Below are 18,762 nucleotides of genomic sequence, written 5' to 3'. Positions count from 1 at the left end.
ATAATAAAGAAGACATATATAGTAGTTTTTATAATCAATTATCACATATTTTACAGTATTTTTCATCCTGGAAATCCTGATTCAGACAAAATAAATCAAAAAGTCCCTATCAACTAGAACCCGTGTATGTAATCATTGTGGGTTCATTGAAGATAGAGACTTAAAACTGAGATTGTCAAAGACTATTCAAAAACCTAACCTAACAACTCAATATTAGAAAAGATGAAATCTTGAATGGAAATACGTTCTGCGATTTCCGTGCGAATTTCCCGACGGTTGAGAATGTAGTAATTACCTACCTTTTCATATTCATCAGTAAAATCGCTTTTACCGCCCTTTTGAGCGCCGGTTTCCGGGTCATGGTAAACAGAATTGTATGTGTGAGAAAGATATCCTTCTCCAGTTTCGTGACTGCTGAAAGTGTCAATAGTCACAAAAGTACCGTGAATTAAACGGTGAACGTGGCAAACTTCATTGTTACGCACTTTGTACTTATCTCCTTCCGACTTTCCACCAACAAAAATCTCTACTGCGCCGTTTGCATCCTTGCTACCATATCTAAAAGTATTTGCGCCGTGAGTCTGTGCAAACGCCCGACGGACACGGTGAACGGCGATTTCCCAAGCTTGTCCATGAATGGCTTTTTTAGCAGCTTCGTCTTCCACATTCAGAACTTCTGCCTTCATATTGGCATCAATCCGCACTTGACCTTTGATCACTTGGTCATCATACTTATAAGTAATATCTGCGGTATAGCCAGGGAAATTTCCATCCCAAGTATAACGGTTTTGATAGGCAGCCTGAAAAAGTTCTTGGGCTGAGATTTGAGTAACTGTCATCGTGCTTGTCCTCTCGTTACAAGTTAAAATAGCTTTTTATCGTTGCTGGTATTAGCATAGAGGTAATTATCGAGGTTCGCATAGACCCCAAATGGGTACACTTATGGCTAAAACTCTCCACGCCATTTTCCAAGCGATCGCCAATGTCCAAAATGAGCAAGAATTAAAACTAGCTCTCATGGATACCATTGGCGACCATTTTGCAGTACAACATTGGGGTATTGATCTCCTAGATGACCAATTAAATACTCAAATTGAAATTCCCGAAATTCCTGCTGTCTGCTTAGAAGCTAACCCCATTGGCCGTTATGTTGTCGAACGTCACGCCCCCACCCACGAGCAATTAATTTTATCCCCAGAAGACTGGAAAAACTATTGCACTCGTCACGAACACGTGATGACTGGTCCGATAGTTTGTAATGGTCAATTAGTGGGGACTTTAAATTTTGCTCGTGACCCCGGAAGTCAGCCCTTTGATAGTAATGATTTAGCTGATTTAAGTGCAGTTTGTTTACATTTATCAGCAAAAATGGCCACACTCCAAGCACAACCAAAAACCTTTGCATCTGCTGGTAATTGTCCCCTGACAGCGCGGGAATTAGAAATTGCCAGATTAGTAGCCCAAGGTTTAACTAATGGGGAAATAGCCGTTAAATTATGGATTACTCAAAATTCTGTCAAGCAAGCTTTAAAAAGGATGTTCCGTAAATTAGACGTTTCCACTCGTGCGGAAATGGTAGCAAAACTACAAGATAGATTAGTTTCCTCATAGCTATAAAAAAATGATAGAGCATAGATCCCCGATTTCTTTAAGAAATCGGGGATCTGAGTATTCAAATATATTACTCTTTGGATACAGTTAATATCAAAATCTTTTGTTAATGTATAAACAAATACGATTATATTCTGATAATTGTCGGTTGGTTTCAGCGACAGCAACCCAACCAAGGTTTAAAATGTTGGGTTTCCCGGCATTAACCCAAACTACGGAATTATTATGCACAAATTATTAACTGGAGCTTTGAGTACAGAAAAATTGACAGTAAAAATCCCCAACTTACCTCTATCACTAGCAGGATTAAAGCTGGTACAAATGTCAGATTTTCACTATGATAATGGTCTATTATCAGAAAAAATGTTAACAGAAGCAATTGCCGTTAGTAATGCCGCAAAACCAGATTTAGTTATTTTAACTGGCGACTATGTTAACACAATCGCTAAACCAATTCACCAACTAGCATCACGACTAAAAAATCTAGAAAGTCGCTATGGTGTCTATGCTATCCTTGGCAATCATGATATTTATTATCCTAGTTCAAAATTAGAAATTACAAATGCTTTAACAAATGTGGGGATTAATGTACTTTGGAATCAAATTGCTTACCCCTTGGGAGAAAAATTACCTTTAGTGGGATTAGCGGATTTTTATTCACGAGAATTTAATCCAGAAGCAATTATGAATCAACTCGATTCGACTACACCTCGGATTGTCTTATCTCATCACCCAGATACAGCCGAAATCCTGAAAAAATGGCGAGTAGATTTACAATTATCTGGTCATAGTCATGGTGGACAAATCGTAATTCCTGGTCTGGGACCCGCCATGATTTACTATGCAAAAATAGTCAAAAAAATCCCCAAAAAACTTATCCGTAAATTACCATTTTTACGGAAAACCCATTCTATATTAAGCCATTGGCAATGGTCAGAGGGTTTACATATAGTGGGAAATAATCAATTATATGTAAATCGAGGCTTAGGAACTTATTTCCCCGGACGGTTATTTTGTCCACCAGAGGTTACTATTATTACCTTAGAAGTCTCCCCGTAAATATAGAATATTTAACCGCAGATAAACGCAGATAAACGCAGATAAACGCAGATAAACGCAGATGAAGACGGATGAAGACGGATGAATAATTTCTTCCTTTGCTTCTTTGCCCCTACCCTGTGGGATCTCTCAGCGAGATTGCGCGAAACAAAAACAGGCGTTGGTGAATGAAAGTATGAGTTAGTCTCACGCAAAGGCGCAAAGGCGCAAAGATTAAGAGTTTCAGAAAGGGAATTTTTGATTTTCATACCTCAATTCAGCAATACCCAAAAACAATATAGTAGAATAAAAAATTAGCATCAACTTGTAATTTCTTATGTCTGCTACGCCGCTTGTATCTCAGCTAGATTCACCTAACTCCGTTGAGTCTGAACTTCTCCCCCCTCTCCTTGGTGCTTCCGTGACGGAGTTAACTGCTTGGGTACAGCAGCAGGGACAACCTGGTTATCGGGGTAAGCAATTGCATGATTGGATCTATAATAAGGGTGTGCGATCGCTCGCTGATATTTCTGTATTTCCGAAAAATTGGCGTTTGGAAGTTGCAGATATTCCCATAGGTCGTTCTTCTCTACATTACCGTTCCGTTGCCCCCGATGATACCGTCAAATATCTCCTCAAATTAGTTGACGGGGAAATTGTGGAAACAGTGGGTATTCCCAGCGATAAACGGTTAACAGTCTGCGTTTCTACTCAAGTCGGCTGTCCAATGGCTTGTGATTTCTGTGCGACTGGGAAAGGTGGCTATAAGCGTAATCTTACCCGTGCGGAAATTGTTGATCAAGTCCTGACTGTCCAAGAAGATTTTCAAGAACGGGTGAGTAACGTCGTATTCATGGGTATGGGTGAACCATTGTTGAATACGGAAAATGTGATTTCAGCAATTAAATCCATTAATCAAGATATCGGAATTGGGGCGCGATCGCTGACACTATCTACTGTAGGCATCCGCGATCGCATTTTGCAAGTCGCCGCACACCAACTGCAAATTACCCTCGCTGTCAGCCTCCACGCACCCAACCAAGCATTACGGGAACAACTCATTCCCAGTGCTAAACCCTACCCCATAGAAGACTTACTCGCAGAATGTCGAGAATACGTAGAAATAACTGGACGCAGAGTTACCTTTGAATACATACTTCTCGCTGGAGTCAACGACTTACCGGAACACGCCTTAGAACTATCAAAACGTCTGCGAGGATTTCAAAGTCACGTTAACTTAATCCCCTACAATCCCATAGAAGAAGTAGATTATAAAAGACCAACCCGCGACCGAATCGAAGCCTTTGTCAACGTTCTTCAACAACAAAATACCGCCGTCAGTGTCCGTTATTCTCGCGGTTTAGAAGCCGACGCTGCTTGTGGACAATTAAGAACAACAAAAAGGTAATTTGTCAATAAAATTGTCAATTATTTCCTAGCATAAATTCCTGGTGCATAAGCCTCAATCACCTTACCCGTGCGAGTGCAAGTGATCATCAAATAATCGCAACTAGGACATTGTGTTCTGGTAACTTGACTATCAGCAATATAGTGACGTTCAGCCGCACTACCGCAATTTGGGCAATGAATCTTTTGTGATGCTTGCATTTTAAAACCCCTGAAATTAATAACTTTTGAGAAAAAGCGAAAAAACCTGTTTAATTATTGTCAATGTAAAAAAGTTGATATCTTTGGTCATTATCTTAAACTTGATAATTTTTATCATCATGCCTCAGATATATAAATTTACTTTAGATCTAACTTTTCTTAGATTAGCCGTGATCCCTATGGTGTAATCCTTGAGACAGTCCTGTTTATTTTTTGGGAAAAAATAGGTTATTTTTCCATTCAAGCGTTACTAGATAGGAAAAACTGTAATCAAAGTCACAAAATCAATAGTTTTATATTTAATTAATATTTGCATAAACAAGACACCCCTCCCACAAGTCATACAGATGAAACTCTCTATGCGTCTTGGCTGTAGGTTTATATGGCTAACGCCACACTACACTAATAGCAAGCCCTACTTAGTCCGTTTTAACGGACTTGAGCTATGAGACAGGGAATTTATTCCCTGGCGGTTGTGGAAGGCAACAGATAAGCCGTTTTGAGTATAATTGTATCCACCTACTTAACCATGAATAAAAAAGTAAGTAGTCATCCCAAAAGCCACCACTATCACAAATTTCCGCACCAAATTAGGTTCTAGTCTGCGGGCAAAATGAGCGCATAAATAACCACCCAGAGAACCACCAACCGCCATTATAATAACTTGATGCCAAGCAATCAAATTAGCGAACATAAAGGGAATAATAGCCACACCATTAATGCAACTACCTAATAAAGTTTTAAAAGCATTAATAGAGTGAATATTTTTAATCCCTAAAAAGGTTAAAGTTGCCAACATTAAAATGCCTACACCCGCACCAAAAAAACCACCATATATAGAGATTGCTAATTGAGAAATTAGGAGAATCAATAAAGGTGGCGGTGCAGAAATATCATTTTTACTCTGAAGTTGCAGCCAGTTTTTTAGAGATTCACTGAATGTAAATATTAATGTTGCTGATAGTAATAAATAGGGCAGCATCTTTTTAAACACATCCGGTGATGTATATAACAAAGCCACTGAACCAATCACACCACCAACTAAACTTGTGCCGGCTAGTAATAATAATTGTCTTTTTTCAATATTCAAGTCTTGACGATATGCCCTTGCACTAGCGATCGCTGCTATCCACAAAGCAGTATTATTTGTAGCATTAGCGTTAATTGGTGCGACACCCGTAAATATTAGGGTAGGAAATGTAATGAAACTACCACCACCCGCGACAGCATTGAGTCCACCGGCAATGAACGCGGTACTAAAGAGAAGCAAACTATGAATCAAAGTTAAATCCTGCGGCATTTTTTGTAATTAATAAACCTAGTTATACCGTTAAATACCTTTCTAAATGTAATATCAAAAATAAAATCAGATAATGTTGTTTTTTGCCTCAACCCAAGGGATAAAAATAAGCTGTGCTGGATTTAATTTGGATTATTTTGTATATTTTGCGGGCATCTTGCCCACAAAATATATTTTTACTGATGAGATTCTAACCAGTTGAATAAATCCTCAATAGCTGTAAAATCTAGCAATGCCTCACCGAGTGATTCCAACTGATTTAAAGAAAGAGTTTGAATTTTTTTCCTAATTTCTTCCGGTAAATTTCCTACCCGTTTTTGTAGTAGTCGAATCACAAGATTTTGCTCACCTTCCTGTTTACCTTCTGCTATTCCTCGCTCGTAGCCAATGCGCTCACCTGTAGTAATATAAGTCATAGTTCGCTCCTGTTCAAATTGTTTAAAATCTTGCCAAAACTCTGCTTCTAATGCTTTTGGTAACATCATAACCCAGTCTATAAAACGGTAAAGGTTACGAATATCCTTTTCTTGCAATCCTTGTTCATACAATCGGCGAATTAAGCTAAATTTCCAGGTTTTGCGTTCTTGTGGTTTTTTACGGGTTTGTTGTGTTCTTAAATGTGCCATTACCACCGTTGCAAAAGGATTATCACTGGCTTCTAATTCTGTCCAACGGTTTTGGTAATCTAGCAATTTGACTGTACCAAATTCAAAGTTTAACCTGGTATCAGGATAATTATAATTGTATTGGTTTGGTCGCCATTTGGGATCTGCATCACATAAAATAGCAAGACTAATGGCAGGTTTGCCAAAACGGTCAAAAATTCGTAGGTTGTAGGAGAACATCCTTTCAGGAAAGAGTTCTTCAGATTTTGCCTGAATTTCTATATGTATCAACAGCCAAATTTCTCCTCCTTGGTGTTGCCACACTTTGACTAATTTATCCGCATATCTTCTTCCTTGTTCAGCGTTGCGAGCTATTTGTTGAAATTCTTTATCTAGAAATTCGTGGGGTATTTCCCAGTTAATTAATGCGGCTGTTTGCGGGAAGAAAAATTGCATTGCTTGGGGAAAGTATGCTTCTAATATTTCTTTCCAGGGACTGTCTTGGTCGGCTCTTTTTCGTTCTTTGGTCATGTGTTATTTAGTAATAATGGTTCTACCGCTTTCCTTGTGATCAAACATCCTGATTAGGCATCCATAACCATTGCTGGATATGGGTTTGATGCAAATTAATCTGCGATCGCAAAACACTCCGCCTATTTTGCAAAAATTAAAACCTCAAATCCAATCATAGCAATAGTTTCAGCCATATTTTACCGAAAATATTGGGAGCAATAGAAGCAATTTTTTAATCTAAAATCTAAAATCCAAAATCTAAAATTCCCAGTCAAAATAGGTTTTTGGGAGGTTGTACCCCCCGTAATATTTTATATTAAGGAATAGGCACAGATCGTAATAATCGTTCAACTATAGTTTTTGTATTGCGTCCCCCTCTAGGAATCAGACGATGACAAAGAACGTGCGGTGCGAGAAACTTAACATCATCAGGAAGAGCATATTCCCTACCTAAAATAAAAGCCAAGGCTTGAGCGGCTTTTTGTAAAGCTACAGTACCACGAGGACTAACACCAAGAGTGATTTCTTCATCCTGTCTAGTAGTCCGCACCAATTCTAAAATGTATTGTTGCAAAGATGCTTCTACCTTGACTTGGGAACAAGCTTGGCGTAATGCTTGGACTTCTTCTAAAGTAATACAAGGCTGTAAATCAGCAACCTTTAAACCAGCTTGCAGATTTTGCAGCATTTGCATTTCTTCAGATTCCGAAGGATAACCCAAACTTAAAGACAGCATAAATCTGTCCATTTGCGCTTCTGGGAGGGGAAACGTCCCTTGGTACTCAATGGGGTTTTGGGTAGCAATTACAAAGAATGGCTGAGGAACTAGACGAGAAACACCATCAACTGTGACTTGATGTTCTTCCATTACTTCCAGTAAAGCTGACTGGGTACGGGGTGTAGCGCGGTTAATTTCATCCGCTAATAGGACGTTAGCAAATACAGGACCTTGTAGAAATGTAAATTCCCCAGTTTTAGGATTCCAAATATTTGTACCAGTGATATCTGTAGGGAGTAAGTCAGGGGTACATTGTAACCGTTGAAATTTACCATCTACAGAACGAGCCAGAGATTTGGCTAAAAGGGTTTTACCGACACCGGGGACATCTTCTAATAAAGCATGACCACCACCCAGTACAGCTACTATTACTAAGCGTATAGCTTCATGTTTACCAACGATGGTACGAGCCAAATTTTGTGTTAAAGCGTCAATTTTTTCTCTCATGTAGTACCTGGGGGAAATGTAGAAGGAATTATGAAGTATAAAAAAGGATTTTAGAATCCAGAAATGTCTCAATCACTATTTTTAACACTAATCCACTTCTATGGTAGGTTGGGTTGAGGAACGAAACCCAACAAAGTCCTTGATCACGTCGTGTTTCACTATTGCTCAAACCAACCTATATTTCCTAAACCGACAAGTATTGAAAGCAGACATGAACCCAAAATTCATAGAAAATCGGTTATTACTGAGTCACCAAATATCTAACCACTTCAGGCACAGAGTACATGGAAAAATGAGAGTTTGAGAGGTTTTATAATTAAAACTGGGCGTTGCTGAATCGAGGTATGAAATTTCCAAATTGAACCTTTAAAAATCTTACCTTTGCGTCTTTGCGCCTTTGCGTGAGACTAAAATTCATACCCTTAATCAGCAACGCCTAAAACTGCTTAATTAATTGCATCTTTTAAAGACAAGATCACCCCATTGAAGTTGATTGTAATTAAGTAACACCAAAGTACCCTTTGCTCCGTTTTCAGCTTCAGTTACTAACTGAGATCCTTGAACATACCATTTACCTGACATCGTATCAGACCGTAGTATGGGGTTCTCGTGCTTTATTTTTGATTGCCATCTATTGTTTCCATAGATTTTCAGTGTTATTTTGGTAAGTTTCTCACCAGAGTTATATGCAGTAATCCAACATCCTAAAACCGAGGAATTATTTGTCTGCGCTATTGCTGTAGGTATTAATTGGAACTTTGAAAAGTCACAAAACACCATAGATAGCGATAAATTCATGGCTATACTAAGCTTCCAGAAGATTTTGCTGTTCATGTTCAAAATAGGGCTTATGTGAGTTTGTGTAAAACATGAAAACCAAACAAGCGGATTGATATTTGGCAGCAATTATACGAAAATTTGTATTAAAGCGTCAAGTTTTTATCTTATATCGTGTCAGAGAAAATGCGAAAGAAGCCCTGGCGAATAAAATTCGCGGCTATACAAACAAAGTCCGCCTGCGCGGACTAAATCCCCAATTCAGCATTAACAACTAAAAATTTCTTTAGCTGCTGTACAATCAAGTTGAATTTGGTTTTTCAGCGCTTCTAAGGAAGGAAATTTCTGTTCGGGGCGCAAAAATTTTACTAGTTGTACCAGCAAATTTTTTCCATACAAATCACCAGACCAATCTAATAAATGTACTTCTACACGAATATCTATACCATTAACTGTGGGACGGTTGCCGATATTCATGACTCCAAATTGCTGAGTGGGAGATTTATCTGGAGTTTCATTATGGATAATTGCCTCAATAGCGTAAACACCATGACGGGGTAAAAATTTGTCTTTTGGTAGTTGAATGTTGGCGGTAGGAAAACCGATAGTTCTCCCTAATTTTTGACCTGTTACTACTTCACCTATGAGAGTGTAAGGTCTTCCCAAAAGCCGATTTGCTTTGGGAATATCACCTACTTCCAAACTTTCTCGGATTAATGAGGTGCTGATGCGAGCATCATCTGTTGCTGGCGAAATATTTGTATCAGTTTTTATAGGAACTATTGTTGCGGGTATGTTGTATTTCGCTGCGAGCGCTTGCAAGTCTTGAGCAGTACCCATGCGCTTTTTGCCGAAACAAAAGTCTTGTCCCACGCTAATTTGTTGACATTGCAGTTGTTGAACTAGGATTTTATCGACAAATTCTTCGGGAGAAAGGGCAGATAGTTCTCTATCAAAAGGTAATAATACCAATTGTTCTACCCCAAGCGATCGCAATTGTGCAACTTTTTCATCTAGTGGTGTTAACAAATCACGGGGAAGTCCAGTAAAAAACTCTTGGGGATGGGGATCAAATGTAACAACTGTTGAGTAGGGGCGGACTGAATTCTCCTCACCCCATGCTGACTGCAATACTGGCTGAATCACTCTTTGATGACCAAGATGAACACCATCAAATTTGCCAAGAGCAACAGCAGTTGGTGTCAGCAGTTCTTCTGTCGAAGAAGCAACCCGTACAGAACACCCATTTTGAGACAAATTTAACACTTGGATTTTGGGATTTTAGGTTTATTTTCGCTATCAGCGTTTAGCTACTGTTGAACCTTTGGTTCAGCCATTTATAACGATGTTGACGCTCTCGCGCTGTTAGATATCTAATCACCAATCTAATCTAAAATCGAGAAGTCCGTTGATTAAATTGGTTTTTGGTTAGGTATACCAACCCCACGGGGAAAACTAATTGGTGTGCTGGATACTTTTCGCAAATAAAGACAATGACGAATACTATTACTCAAAGGAGTGGAAAATTCCTCAATTAATTCAATGACTCCACCTAATTGCTCAACAGCAGCCTCTAAACTTTCATTTTCTGCTTGAGTCCAAGTACCGCGATAAATTACCGCCAAACCGCCTTTTCTCACCAAAGGTAAGGAATATTCCGCACAAGCAGAAACATTACTCACAGCCCGGATTACAGCCAGATCATACTGTTGTCGGTGTTGAATTTGTTGACCAATTTCTTCCACTCTACTCAGTAAAGCTTTGGTATTACTTAGAGTAAGTGCTGATAAAACTGTCTCGATAAAGGTAATTTTCTTACCCGTAGAATCTAAAAGTGTAACTTGAGAATTAGGAAAAATCAGGGAAATGGGGATACCAGGAAAACCCGCACCCGTACCAATATCAATTATCCGCTTACCCTGTTCAATCCCAGGAATAAATACTTGTTTAGGTGCAATTCCCCGTAAAGAATCCCAAAGATGTTTTTCCCAAAATTCATCAGGTTCAGTAATGCGAGTTAAATTAAGTTGACGATTTCCAGCAATAATTAATTGATAAAGTTGTTGAAATTGATTTTTTTGCAAAACTGTTGGTTGCCAGTTCAGAGTTTTTTGCCATATTTCCGCCATTTCTGGCAAATTAGCTATTGGTAAAGATTCTAAATTCATTGGTGAAAATTAATTTCTTTAAGTTATCTTTAGTGAAAAATCCAGTCTTATCCCAATTTTATGTGAGGCTGCACAAAATCATAAAATCCATTAAGAGAAGCGCACCACAATAAATTTTAGGATATTTTTTTAATTGGAGAACTCTAATTTATCCCTCTTCATCTGCGTTTATCCGCGTTTATCTGCGTTTAAAATTTATTAAAATTAATTTAGTCTCAAGCAGATTTTACCTCTTCTCCCTGACTCCTGACTCCTGATGTTAAAACCCCATGATCTAATGTCCAACAATAATCAGCTATTGGTAACATATCACCTGCATCATGTGTTACAACTAACAGTGTCCAATCTTTTTTTAGTTTGGCTAGTAGATTTATCAGTTGGCGACGCATTGACCAATCTAAACCCGCTGTAGGCTCATCTAATAATAATAAATTTGGTTGGCGAATCAATTGTACCGCTAAAGCCAAACGTCGCTGTTGTCCACCGCTTAAAGTATGAGGTGATACAGATAAGGATAAATGATCTAATCCGACTTCTGTTAATGCTTGTTTAACCTGTTCTGTTCCCAGTTCAGGATGTCCTAAGCGTAATTCTTCTAAAATTGTCCCCCCGCAGAAATGGCGTTCTGGAAATTGAAATACTAAACCTGCTAATTGTTGTAATTGTTCGGCTATGAGTCCCTGTTCTCGCCAAAAAACCCCACCAGCAGTAGGGTTAGCCAATCCAGATAAAATTTCTAATAAGGTGCTTTTACCCGAACCGCTAGGACCAATAATTAAACCTAGTTTCTGGGGTGGTAATTCTAAATTTATAGCTTGGAGAATGGCTTTTGGGCAGGCTGTGGGATGATAAGTTAGATTTCTAAGATAGAGCATTTGTGTAAATTACCAAGTTATACTCAAAACGGCTTGATTGTTTGATTCTAAACGTAGGGGTAAAGCAAGAGCTTCATTGGTGTTAACTTAACGTGAAAGCCTTGTAAAATATCAGTTTCACCCTTTCTCGTTCCCATACTCTGTATGGGAATGAATTCTAGAAGGCTCTGCCTTCTATGAAAACAGAGGCAGAGCCTCTGTAATAGCATTCCCAGTCAGAGACTGGGAACGAGATATCATCAGGATTTGAGCTTAAGTTAACACCTATGAAGCTCTTGCTTTACCCCTACATATCTGGGTTCTTTGTCATTTGGCAAAATAAATCTCACCCGTGTTTAGTATATGAAAATTTTTGGCGGAAATAGACTAATTTATAATTCACTATTTTGGCATTTTAGGTAATAGATACAACAATTTCAACCGTAATTATTCAGAAAGGCTATTATGTTTAAACAGTTTTTAATTCCTCAATTAAGGATATTTTGGCGATCGCCTACTTTATTAAGTGTGACTGTGACTACTTCCATCCTTTTGAATATGTTCGTAAATCCCTCCTTTGCGGGTGATCCCTTTCGGGGTCGAGAATCGCGGAAAATTGGCGATCGCACAGAAGCCGCTTTTCATGCTATTTTTCAACAAGGAAATTATCCCACAGCCAAAGATGCTTTACAAAAAGCCGCCTCTAGCGAACCCAATGAACCTCTAATTTACGCCATTCAGGCTTCTTTAGCATATCAAAATCAAGATAGTGCTAGTTTAGAAAAATACAGCAGCAAAACTCTAGAAACTGGACAAAATCTGATCGCCAGTGATCCATTGCGTGGTAACTTATATACTGCGGTTGGTCATTTTTTAACAGGGGCGGTAATTTTGAATCGAGAAGGAACTGTAAATGGTGTCCCCCAAGCTTTAAGTCGGTTGCGGAAAGTCTATACCTATCTTGACAGAGCCGAAGAGATTTCTGCCAATGATCCAGAGTTAAACTTGATTCGCGGCTATATGGATTTAATGTTAGCTGTGAATCTACCTTTTACTAGTCCAGATCAAGTAATTGAAAGATTGGAAAAAAATGCTGCTCCTAATTATTTAGTAAATAGAGGTATTGCTTTAGCTTATCGAGATTTAAAACAATACTCCCAAGCTTTAGATTATGTCAACCGCGCCTTAAAAACAACTGCTGACAACCCAGAAATTTACTATCTTAAAGCCCAAATTCTCCATGAAAAGGGGAAAGCGGAAAAAAGCCAGAATTTAATTAAGGAAGCAATAACTTATTTTGACAAAGCATTAGCCAAAAAATCTCAACTTCCTGCTAATTTAGTCAAACAAATTGAACATGAACGCAATCAGGCTTTTAGTAGTCAGTAGTCAGTAGTCAGTAGTCAGTAGTCAGTTGTTATAAAATTCTGATTCTACCAATTACCCATTACCCATTACCCATTACCCATTACCCATTACAAAAATGCAAATTCAATTCCGCGAGTTTAATCCTTTTGATGTTTGGATTTGGTTTAAGTTCAGCAATGTTCCCTCCCAAAGGGAAAAACAATATGTAGAAGAAGTATTCAATTCCTGGTTTTATCTAGGTAAATTAGGGGGATTTAATGCTGAAAATTTGCAAATCCAAGACACAGGACTTGATATCAGCTATATGGACTATGATACCAAAGGCTATGATAAAAGTTTAATGGCTTTGATGCACAACATGGGTGAATTTGAATACGAAGGAGAATGGGGGCGTTGCTGGTTTGATTTAGGTACAAGTGATGCGATCGCCTTAGATATTCTCATCAACGCCCTCACTCAACTAACTGAAGAATACGTCACTATTGAAGAACTATACATTGGTGGCGAAAATCCAGATTGGTCTACAGAAGATAGTGAAAGTCGTCCCTCTTCCATTTACGATAATTAATTGTAGTTATGAATAAAGAAGGTCAAATTCGGGTGATTGTTTTAGCACTCATCCGAGATGGTAATAGAATATTTGTTTCTGAAGGATTCGATTCGACAAAACAATCAACATTCTATCGGGCTTTAGGTGGTGGTGTAGAATTTGGCGAAACTAGCCGCATAGCCTTAGCTAGAGAATTTCAAGAAGAAATTCAAGCAGAATTAACAAATATTCGCTATTTAACTTGTATTGAGAACTTATTTACCTTTGACGGTAGACAAGGACATGAAATCATTCAACTCTATGAATGCGACTTTGCTGATTCCCAGTTTTATCAAATCGAAAGTTTAACTTTTGCAGAAACACCAGAACGTCAACATCGCGCATTGTGGGTAGATATTTCTCGGTTTAAATCTGGTGAATTACGATTAGTTCCTGAAGTCTTTTTTGATTATCTATAAACTTAGATCCCCGAACCTAGATCCCCGAATTATTTTTCTATCCTGTCACTAAATAATCAATTAAGTTAAGAAGTCGGGGATCTTAATCACTCAAGATTGCTATATTAAAACTAAAGGTAAATACAGGAAGTTAATTATGACTCTACAATTAGCAAAACCACGCCTTAACACCTTTCGTCTCAATGTTTCTCAATACCATCAAATGAGCGAAGCCGGTATTTTTTCAGAAAATGATAAAGTAGAACTAATTAATGGAGAAATTATAGAAATGTCACCAATTGGTAGAAGACACACAGCTTGTGTAAATCGTTTAAATTCAGTTTTTTCGCAATTACTGGGTAAAAAAGTCATAATTGCTGTACAAAATCCGATTACCCTAAATAACTTATCTGAACCCCAACCAGATATCGCACTACTGAAACCTCGTGCAGATTTTTATGAATCTGGACACCCTCAACCCCAGGATGTATTTCTCTTAATTGAAGTTGCAGATAGCAGTCTGGAATATGATAGAGACGTAAAAATTCCTCTCTATGCTAGTAGTGGTATTACTGAAGTTTGGTTAGTTGATATTTATGAACAAGCGATTATTGTTTATCGCTACCCTAGCGAAAATGGTTATAGCGACATTCAAAAACTCAGTCGAGGAGAAAAAATGTCAATTCAAGCATTCCCCGAAGTTAATTTAGTTGTAGATGATATTTTAGGATCAATAATTTCCTAGCCAACCTCTCAATAATATCCAATCCATCTCTTCAGATATTAGTTATTGAGATTGCAGAAATACTAATCAAAGCAATAATGTTTTTTTACGTCCCTGGTAATTTCCCATGTACAAGACATCCCAGCGGGAAAAGTTACTAAGTCTCCCTTACCCATTTGTACCGCTTGTCCTCCATCAGGAGTGACAACAACATTACCTGCTAAAAAGTAGCAAGTTTCTTGATCATCGTAAGTCCAAGAAAATTTAGATATTTCCTTTTCCCAAATTGGCCAGTTGAATACATCTAACTCATTAAGATGTGCAAGATTTGGTTGATGTACGACTTTAATTTCCATGAGTTGTATTTAACAATAAGATTGGATGTCTTCTCCACACTTATCTACTAAATAACATAATGCGCGAAAACGCAAGCCGACAAACTGCTCATACAGTGGGTTGAGTTTGCACATAGGCGGAATGTGAGCAATTTTCCGACCAAAAACTACGATATCACGCTCAAAGGGACATTGGGCAGGAATTAGTTTAGCAATTAATCTAGCAACTTGAGGATTATCAATTTCAATTTCGTCGAACCATTGACGAATTTTTTGCAATAAATCAAACTTATTTTTAACTGAATGGGTTTCTTTGATAGGGTTGACAAAACTAGAGAGAATCATTGGTTGACTATTTGTTTTTAGCATGATGGTAAGTCCTATGTAGATGAGATTGATAAAATTTTGCCAATGTGGCAATTTGCACAACAAATTATCTGGGAAATTTTCACTGAACTTAAAGAACGGTAAAGTAGTTGAACTAATTTTTATTTAAACTGGCTTTGTGTTGAAGAACTGTTCAGTTGAATACAAAATAACAAAGAAAATATAAAAATGGTATAGCCTTAGCTTATAGATTTCTGATATTGAATATAGTAATTTTATATATAAAATCCCCATGAATGCTTGAGAAACGGCACAGTAAGTAATTGGACAAAAATATTTACAGTCATTGCGAGCGAAGGGAAGCAATCACAACCCTTGGAATTGCTTCATTTCACTTCATTTCACTTCATTTCACTTCGTTTCATATGGCTAACGCCACGCTGCGCTAACGCAATGACATTGTGTAATTAATTCTGTCCCATTACTTAATTCCAGGGAGAATTGCTAGAAACACTGATGTATCTAGCTTTCTCCTCTAGCTGGACTGCATAACCATTAGGAGATGATGACATTAATTTTAGGTGATAGCAGATTCAGAAAAAAGTCGTGGAGGTTACTTTCTCGCAGGGAACAGGGAATAAGGAATTTTCTTCTTCTGACTCCTGACTCGGTGACTGGGCGCAGGCCCTGCGCCCCTACATCTGACAGTTTTCTAGAATATAACTACACAATTCGCAAAAACCATCTCCTTCCGCTGCTGTAGTTATATATGTAGGTTGATGTTGTAACTGATTTTCATAGCCGCGTATATTTGCTACACCTACGGAAATAGGAAAATAACGCTGGTTAAACAAACTTTCATCATTGGGACTGTCACCAACAGTGATCACCTGTTCGGGGAAGTAGGTAGGAAAATATTGACGTAGAACTTTTAATAAACCGACAGCTTTATTTTGTCCTGGGGGTTGAATATGACACTGAACGTTGCTGTAAGTAAATCCCCAACCCATCTGTTGACAAAGATTACCTATTTTTTGTAGTTCCTCGGTTGTCAGTGAGGTAAGATCGAAAGTCCAGTCTGTGACTCGAAATAAATTATCAGCGGATTCTTGAATTTGTGGAAAATAAGTTTGTAAGTTAACAAAAGTTTTGGCTAAATCTTGACGATGGTTAACTAGGTCAGGAATATGGGTGAGTGTGACTGGATCAGAATTATCTGATGGATAAAATAAACCACCATTTTCGGCTATCGCACCGGCTATGGGCATTAAACTACTAATAGCGCTTACCCATCCAGCAGACCGTCCAGTAACAATCAAGACCGGAATTTTAGCTGTGGATAGCCTCTCCAAAGTATTTAGTAATTGAGATGTAAATTTGCCATTTTTAGTGAGTGTCCCATCCATATCTGTTGCCAGTAGGTAAATATGATATGAATGCGTAGATATATCAGACAACTGCTGTATATTAATAAGATGCTTATCCAAGTCCCTAATAGGTTTGTACATATGATATTACCAAGAAAATGTAAAAAATATTTATACCACAGCAACCTACTAAGTAAGATTTGGGTATTATAAACATCAGTAGTTAATAATTTCAGGTTGTAAATTATGGTTAGTACGATTTTTCTGGCTCAATCTTCTGGATCTAAGACAACAAAGACAAATAAAGTCTCACCTGTTATCCACGAGTCTCAGAGTTTACCTCTACCATTGCTACTATTTGCGGGTGGAGGAATGGTTTTAGTGCTGGTTGCTGTGATTGCCTATGGCAGAATCCTCCTGCAAAGGGGTGACAAAAAACTTAAATTTGAACAATTCCGCACGCGAGAATTAGAGAAAAAGTTGAAGTTGGCTTTGGAAACTATTCGCAAAATGGAGACTAATCCAGATTTAGTTCACTCACGAGAATTTAACCTAGATTATCTGCGGATGCGAATGTCAGAGGAGGTATTCCATTTTGCTCTAGTTAATCAAATTAAAATCAAAGTTAAAGATAAGATTTCTCTATCACTGCGTCCTAGCCAAGCTAACCAAGGATCTGTGGGGATTTCTAGTAGCACAGGTAGGCAGGTAGATGAAACGTTTGATGTCGAGTATGAAACTGGTGTAGCGCCCAACATTGTCAAGCGGGTGCTGTTTCGAGCGCAAATTCGGTTAGTGAAGTTACCAACTCAAGCTACTTCTTCTACCATTACTCAAATCATTAATTGTATAGAGACATACCTTAGCCCCAGGGAAGATGACGATACTTGGCAACCTACTATTCAAGGTCGGATTGTTTATATACACTGGGATCAAAAGGCTAAACCGACTCCGTTGCTGGTACTAGAACAGTCAAATGAGGGGGTAAATGTGACATTTAGAACTAGCCGTCAAACTCCTCCGACGAAACAATAGTAGTTAGTAGATTTATCTGATGCAGTTACGATTCAGAAATAATCACCACTTTAAATTACTAACAAATATCGGAAAATTCAACACAGAGACAGACTTTTGGTTAGCAAAATATAAGGCGTATTTAACCAAATTACGAGTTATGCTTAGAAGGAATATTTTGAGCATCACGAGTAAGAAGACCATCTTCCATTTCCACAATGCGATCGGCAATATCTAAGATCCGGTTGTCGTGAGTTACTAATAGGATGGCAGTTCCCTGTTCTTTGGCTAGACGCTGCATGATTTCTACTACATCACGTCCTGATTGTTTGTCTAATGCGGCTGTTGGTTCATCGGCTAAAACTAGGGGAGGATGATTGACTAAGGCGCGAGCGATCGCTATTCTTTGTTTTTGTCCACCAGATAAATTATCTGGATAGTAGTTAACCCGTTCTTGCAAACCTACAGATGCCAGCATTTCCTCTGACTGAGAAATAGCCGTTGATTGGGAAATACTATTATTTAATTCCACAGCCATTTGCACATTTTGCCGAGCCGTTAAAAAACCCAATAAATTATGAGCTTGGAAAATATAACCAATCTTACGTCTCATGTGTACCAGTTTGTTTTGACTAGCACCACACAATTCATCACCTAAAAATTTTAAACTTCCCTCTTGTACTGACCTTAACCCACCAATCAAACTTAATAAAGTCGTTTTCCCTGAACCAGATGGTCCAGTCATAATCACAATTTCTCCGGCATATATTTCCAAACTAATGTCAAATAGAATCTGTTTTCTCAGCGATCCTTTACCGTAGTAGTGATTGATATTTTTAATAGATATTACAGGTTCTTTGTTGATCATAATAGGGGAGTGTAGGAGTCAGGAGTATTGGGAGTAGGGGGAGTATTGGGAGTATTGGGAGTGGGGGGAGTGG

20 protein-coding genes are annotated in these 18,762 nt (G+C 38.2%); 8 read left to right on the top strand and 12 right to left on the bottom strand.

Features of this window, described 5'->3' with window-relative positions; translation table 11 throughout:
* Nucleotides 1-194: 194 nt before the first annotated feature.
* Nucleotides 195-839, bottom strand: coding sequence for a DUF3386 domain-containing protein (locus tag IQ228_RS06235; protein WP_027400900.1), 645 nt, complete (start codon nucleotides 837-839; stop codon nucleotides 195-197).
* A gap of 103 nt (nucleotides 840-942) precedes the next feature.
* On the opposite strand from IQ228_RS06235, the gene IQ228_RS06230 reads away from it, so the two are divergent.
* From IQ228_RS06230 to rlmN, 3 genes are all read left to right on the top strand, one after another.
* Nucleotides 943-1,611: a LuxR C-terminal-related transcriptional regulator gene (locus IQ228_RS06230; protein WP_027400901.1), complete on the top strand. Its 669-nt coding sequence runs from the start codon at nucleotides 943-945 to the stop codon at nucleotides 1,609-1,611.
* Between the two features lie 225 nt (nucleotides 1,612-1,836).
* Nucleotides 1,837-2,670, top strand: coding sequence for a metallophosphoesterase (locus IQ228_RS06225; protein ID WP_027400902.1), 834 nt, complete (start codon nucleotides 1,837-1,839; stop codon nucleotides 2,668-2,670).
* A gap of 316 nt (nucleotides 2,671-2,986) precedes the next feature.
* Nucleotides 2,987-4,057 carry a 23S rRNA (adenine(2503)-C(2))-methyltransferase RlmN gene (gene rlmN / locus IQ228_RS06220; protein ID WP_193962422.1) on the top strand — a complete coding sequence of 357 codons (1,071 nt, stop codon included), beginning with the start codon at nucleotides 2,987-2,989 and terminating at the stop codon, nucleotides 4,055-4,057.
* 20 nt (nucleotides 4,058-4,077) lie between these two features.
* Here the strand turns inward: rlmN and IQ228_RS06215 are convergent, their stop codons facing one another.
* The 7 genes from IQ228_RS06215 to IQ228_RS06185 all read right to left on the bottom strand — a co-directional run bounded on the left by IQ228_RS06215 (nucleotide 4,078) and on the right by IQ228_RS06185 (nucleotide 11,720).
* Nucleotides 4,078-4,257 (bottom strand): hypothetical protein, encoded by a 180-nt coding sequence (locus IQ228_RS06215; protein ID WP_053541249.1) that lies wholly within the window; start codon nucleotides 4,255-4,257, stop codon nucleotides 4,078-4,080.
* Nucleotides 4,258-4,780: 523 nt separating this feature from the next.
* Nucleotides 4,781-5,557 carry a sulfite exporter TauE/SafE family protein gene (locus tag IQ228_RS06210; protein ID WP_027400905.1) on the bottom strand — a complete coding sequence of 259 codons (777 nt, stop codon included), beginning with the start codon at nucleotides 5,555-5,557 and terminating at the stop codon, nucleotides 4,781-4,783.
* Nucleotides 5,558-5,733: 176 nt separating this feature from the next.
* Nucleotides 5,734-6,693, bottom strand: coding sequence for a DUF4351 domain-containing protein (locus tag IQ228_RS06205; protein ID WP_193962421.1), 960 nt, complete (start codon nucleotides 6,691-6,693; stop codon nucleotides 5,734-5,736).
* 298 nt (nucleotides 6,694-6,991) lie between these two features.
* Nucleotides 6,992-7,900 (bottom strand): MoxR family ATPase, encoded by a 909-nt coding sequence (locus IQ228_RS06200; RefSeq protein WP_027400906.1) that lies wholly within the window; start codon nucleotides 7,898-7,900, stop codon nucleotides 6,992-6,994.
* Between the two features lie 1,044 nt (nucleotides 7,901-8,944).
* Nucleotides 8,945-9,943 carry a bifunctional riboflavin kinase/FAD synthetase gene (locus IQ228_RS06195; protein ID WP_193962420.1) on the bottom strand — a complete coding sequence of 333 codons (999 nt, stop codon included), beginning with the start codon at nucleotides 9,941-9,943 and terminating at the stop codon, nucleotides 8,945-8,947.
* Nucleotides 9,944-10,089: 146 nt separating this feature from the next.
* A complete protein-coding gene (gene rsmG, locus IQ228_RS06190; protein WP_228043724.1) occupies nucleotides 10,090-10,845 on the bottom strand; it encodes a 16S rRNA (guanine(527)-N(7))-methyltransferase RsmG in 756 nt (251 codons plus the stop codon).
* A gap of 215 nt (nucleotides 10,846-11,060) precedes the next feature.
* Entirely contained in the window at nucleotides 11,061-11,720 is a 660-nt protein-coding gene (locus tag IQ228_RS06185; protein ID WP_027400910.1) for an ABC transporter ATP-binding protein, read from the bottom strand.
* Nucleotides 11,721-12,164: 444 nt separating this feature from the next.
* On the opposite strand from IQ228_RS06185, the gene IQ228_RS06180 reads away from it, so the two are divergent.
* The 4 genes from IQ228_RS06180 to IQ228_RS06165 all read left to right on the top strand — a co-directional run bounded on the left by IQ228_RS06180 (nucleotide 12,165) and on the right by IQ228_RS06165 (nucleotide 14,799).
* Nucleotides 12,165-13,088 (top strand): Sll0314/Alr1548 family TPR repeat-containing protein, encoded by a 924-nt coding sequence (locus tag IQ228_RS06180; RefSeq protein ID WP_027400911.1) that lies wholly within the window; start codon nucleotides 12,165-12,167, stop codon nucleotides 13,086-13,088.
* A 94-nt stretch (nucleotides 13,089-13,182) separates the two neighbouring features.
* Complete coding sequence (locus IQ228_RS06175) at nucleotides 13,183-13,635, top strand: DUF3531 family protein (protein ID WP_027400912.1); 453 nt, start codon at nucleotides 13,183-13,185, stop codon at nucleotides 13,633-13,635.
* Nucleotides 13,636-13,643: 8 nt separating this feature from the next.
* The gene (locus IQ228_RS06170; protein WP_027400913.1) at nucleotides 13,644-14,075 is read left to right on the top strand and encodes an NUDIX hydrolase; all 432 of its coding nucleotides are present in this window, start codon (nucleotides 13,644-13,646) and stop codon (nucleotides 14,073-14,075) included.
* A gap of 136 nt (nucleotides 14,076-14,211) precedes the next feature.
* Complete coding sequence (locus IQ228_RS06165; RefSeq protein WP_193962419.1) at nucleotides 14,212-14,799, top strand: Uma2 family endonuclease; 588 nt, start codon at nucleotides 14,212-14,214, stop codon at nucleotides 14,797-14,799.
* Between the two features lie 62 nt (nucleotides 14,800-14,861).
* On the opposite strand, the gene IQ228_RS06160 is transcribed toward IQ228_RS06165, so the two are convergent.
* The 3 genes from IQ228_RS06160 to IQ228_RS06150 form a co-directional block, all read right to left on the bottom strand.
* Nucleotides 14,862-15,134, bottom strand: coding sequence for a cupin domain-containing protein (locus tag IQ228_RS06160; RefSeq protein ID WP_027400915.1), 273 nt, complete (start codon nucleotides 15,132-15,134; stop codon nucleotides 14,862-14,864).
* A 9-nt stretch (nucleotides 15,135-15,143) separates the two neighbouring features.
* A complete protein-coding gene (locus IQ228_RS06155; RefSeq protein WP_027400916.1) occupies nucleotides 15,144-15,482 on the bottom strand; it encodes a Mo-dependent nitrogenase C-terminal domain-containing protein in 339 nt (112 codons plus the stop codon).
* Nucleotides 15,483-16,135: 653 nt separating this feature from the next.
* Nucleotides 16,136-16,948, bottom strand: coding sequence for an HAD family hydrolase (locus IQ228_RS06150; protein ID WP_051424213.1), 813 nt, complete (start codon nucleotides 16,946-16,948; stop codon nucleotides 16,136-16,138).
* 105 nt (nucleotides 16,949-17,053) lie between these two features.
* Between IQ228_RS06150 and IQ228_RS06145 the strand changes: the two genes are divergently transcribed.
* The gene (locus IQ228_RS06145) at nucleotides 17,054-17,842 is read left to right on the top strand and encodes a hypothetical protein (RefSeq protein ID WP_152540406.1); all 789 of its coding nucleotides are present in this window, start codon (nucleotides 17,054-17,056) and stop codon (nucleotides 17,840-17,842) included.
* A gap of 130 nt (nucleotides 17,843-17,972) precedes the next feature.
* On the opposite strand, the gene IQ228_RS06140 is transcribed toward IQ228_RS06145, so the two are convergent.
* Nucleotides 17,973-18,689: a DevA family ABC transporter ATP-binding protein gene (locus IQ228_RS06140; protein WP_027400919.1), complete on the bottom strand. Its 717-nt coding sequence runs from the start codon at nucleotides 18,687-18,689 to the stop codon at nucleotides 17,973-17,975.
* Nucleotides 18,690-18,762 lie beyond the last annotated feature (73 nt).

It is taken from the genome of Dolichospermum sp. LEGE 00246 (assembly GCF_015207865.1).
Classification (GTDB): Bacteria; Cyanobacteriota; Cyanobacteriia; order Cyanobacteriales; family Nostocaceae; genus Dolichospermum; species Dolichospermum heterosporum.
The sequence above is the reverse complement of the archived record's forward strand: the minus strand, read 5'-3'. Positions and strand labels throughout refer to the sequence as shown.

What these genes read in the sequence shown, in the direction of transcription:
- IQ228_RS06235 (WP_027400900.1), bottom strand. Translation starts at nt 839, where the DNA reads ATGACAGTTACTCAAATCTCAGCCCAAGAACTTTTTCAGGCTGCCTAT.
- IQ228_RS06230 (WP_027400901.1), top strand. Translation starts at nt 943, where the DNA reads ATGGCTAAAACTCTCCACGCCATTTTCCAAGCGATCGCCAATGTCCAA.
- IQ228_RS06225 (WP_027400902.1), top strand. Translation starts at nt 1,837, where the DNA reads ATGCACAAATTATTAACTGGAGCTTTGAGTACAGAAAAATTGACAGTA.
- rlmN (WP_193962422.1), top strand. Translation starts at nt 2,987, where the DNA reads ATGTCTGCTACGCCGCTTGTATCTCAGCTAGATTCACCTAACTCCGTT.
- IQ228_RS06215 (WP_053541249.1), bottom strand. Translation starts at nt 4,257, where the DNA reads ATGCAAGCATCACAAAAGATTCATTGCCCAAATTGCGGTAGTGCGGCT.
- IQ228_RS06210 (WP_027400905.1), bottom strand. Translation starts at nt 5,557, where the DNA reads ATGCCGCAGGATTTAACTTTGATTCATAGTTTGCTTCTCTTTAGTACC.
- IQ228_RS06205 (WP_193962421.1), bottom strand. Translation starts at nt 6,693, where the DNA reads ATGACCAAAGAACGAAAAAGAGCCGACCAAGACAGTCCCTGGAAAGAA.
- IQ228_RS06200 (WP_027400906.1), bottom strand. Translation starts at nt 7,900, where the DNA reads ATGAGAGAAAAAATTGACGCTTTAACACAAAATTTGGCTCGTACCATC.
- rsmG (WP_228043724.1), bottom strand. Translation starts at nt 10,845, where the DNA reads ATGAATTTAGAATCTTTACCAATAGCTAATTTGCCAGAAATGGCGGAA.
- IQ228_RS06185 (WP_027400910.1), bottom strand. Translation starts at nt 11,720, where the DNA reads ATGCTCTATCTTAGAAATCTAACTTATCATCCCACAGCCTGCCCAAAA.
- IQ228_RS06180 (WP_027400911.1), top strand. Translation starts at nt 12,165, where the DNA reads ATGTTTAAACAGTTTTTAATTCCTCAATTAAGGATATTTTGGCGATCG.
- IQ228_RS06175 (WP_027400912.1), top strand. Translation starts at nt 13,183, where the DNA reads ATGCAAATTCAATTCCGCGAGTTTAATCCTTTTGATGTTTGGATTTGG.
- IQ228_RS06170 (WP_027400913.1), top strand. Translation starts at nt 13,644, where the DNA reads ATGAATAAAGAAGGTCAAATTCGGGTGATTGTTTTAGCACTCATCCGA.
- IQ228_RS06165 (WP_193962419.1), top strand. Translation starts at nt 14,212, where the DNA reads ATGACTCTACAATTAGCAAAACCACGCCTTAACACCTTTCGTCTCAAT.
- IQ228_RS06160 (WP_027400915.1), bottom strand. Translation starts at nt 15,134, where the DNA reads ATGGAAATTAAAGTCGTACATCAACCAAATCTTGCACATCTTAATGAG.
- IQ228_RS06155 (WP_027400916.1), bottom strand. Translation starts at nt 15,482, where the DNA reads ATGCTAAAAACAAATAGTCAACCAATGATTCTCTCTAGTTTTGTCAAC.
- IQ228_RS06150 (WP_051424213.1), bottom strand. Translation starts at nt 16,948, where the DNA reads ATGTACAAACCTATTAGGGACTTGGATAAGCATCTTATTAATATACAG.
- IQ228_RS06145 (WP_152540406.1), top strand. Translation starts at nt 17,054, where the DNA reads ATGGTTAGTACGATTTTTCTGGCTCAATCTTCTGGATCTAAGACAACA.
- IQ228_RS06140 (WP_027400919.1), bottom strand. Translation starts at nt 18,689, where the DNA reads ATGATCAACAAAGAACCTGTAATATCTATTAAAAATATCAATCACTAC.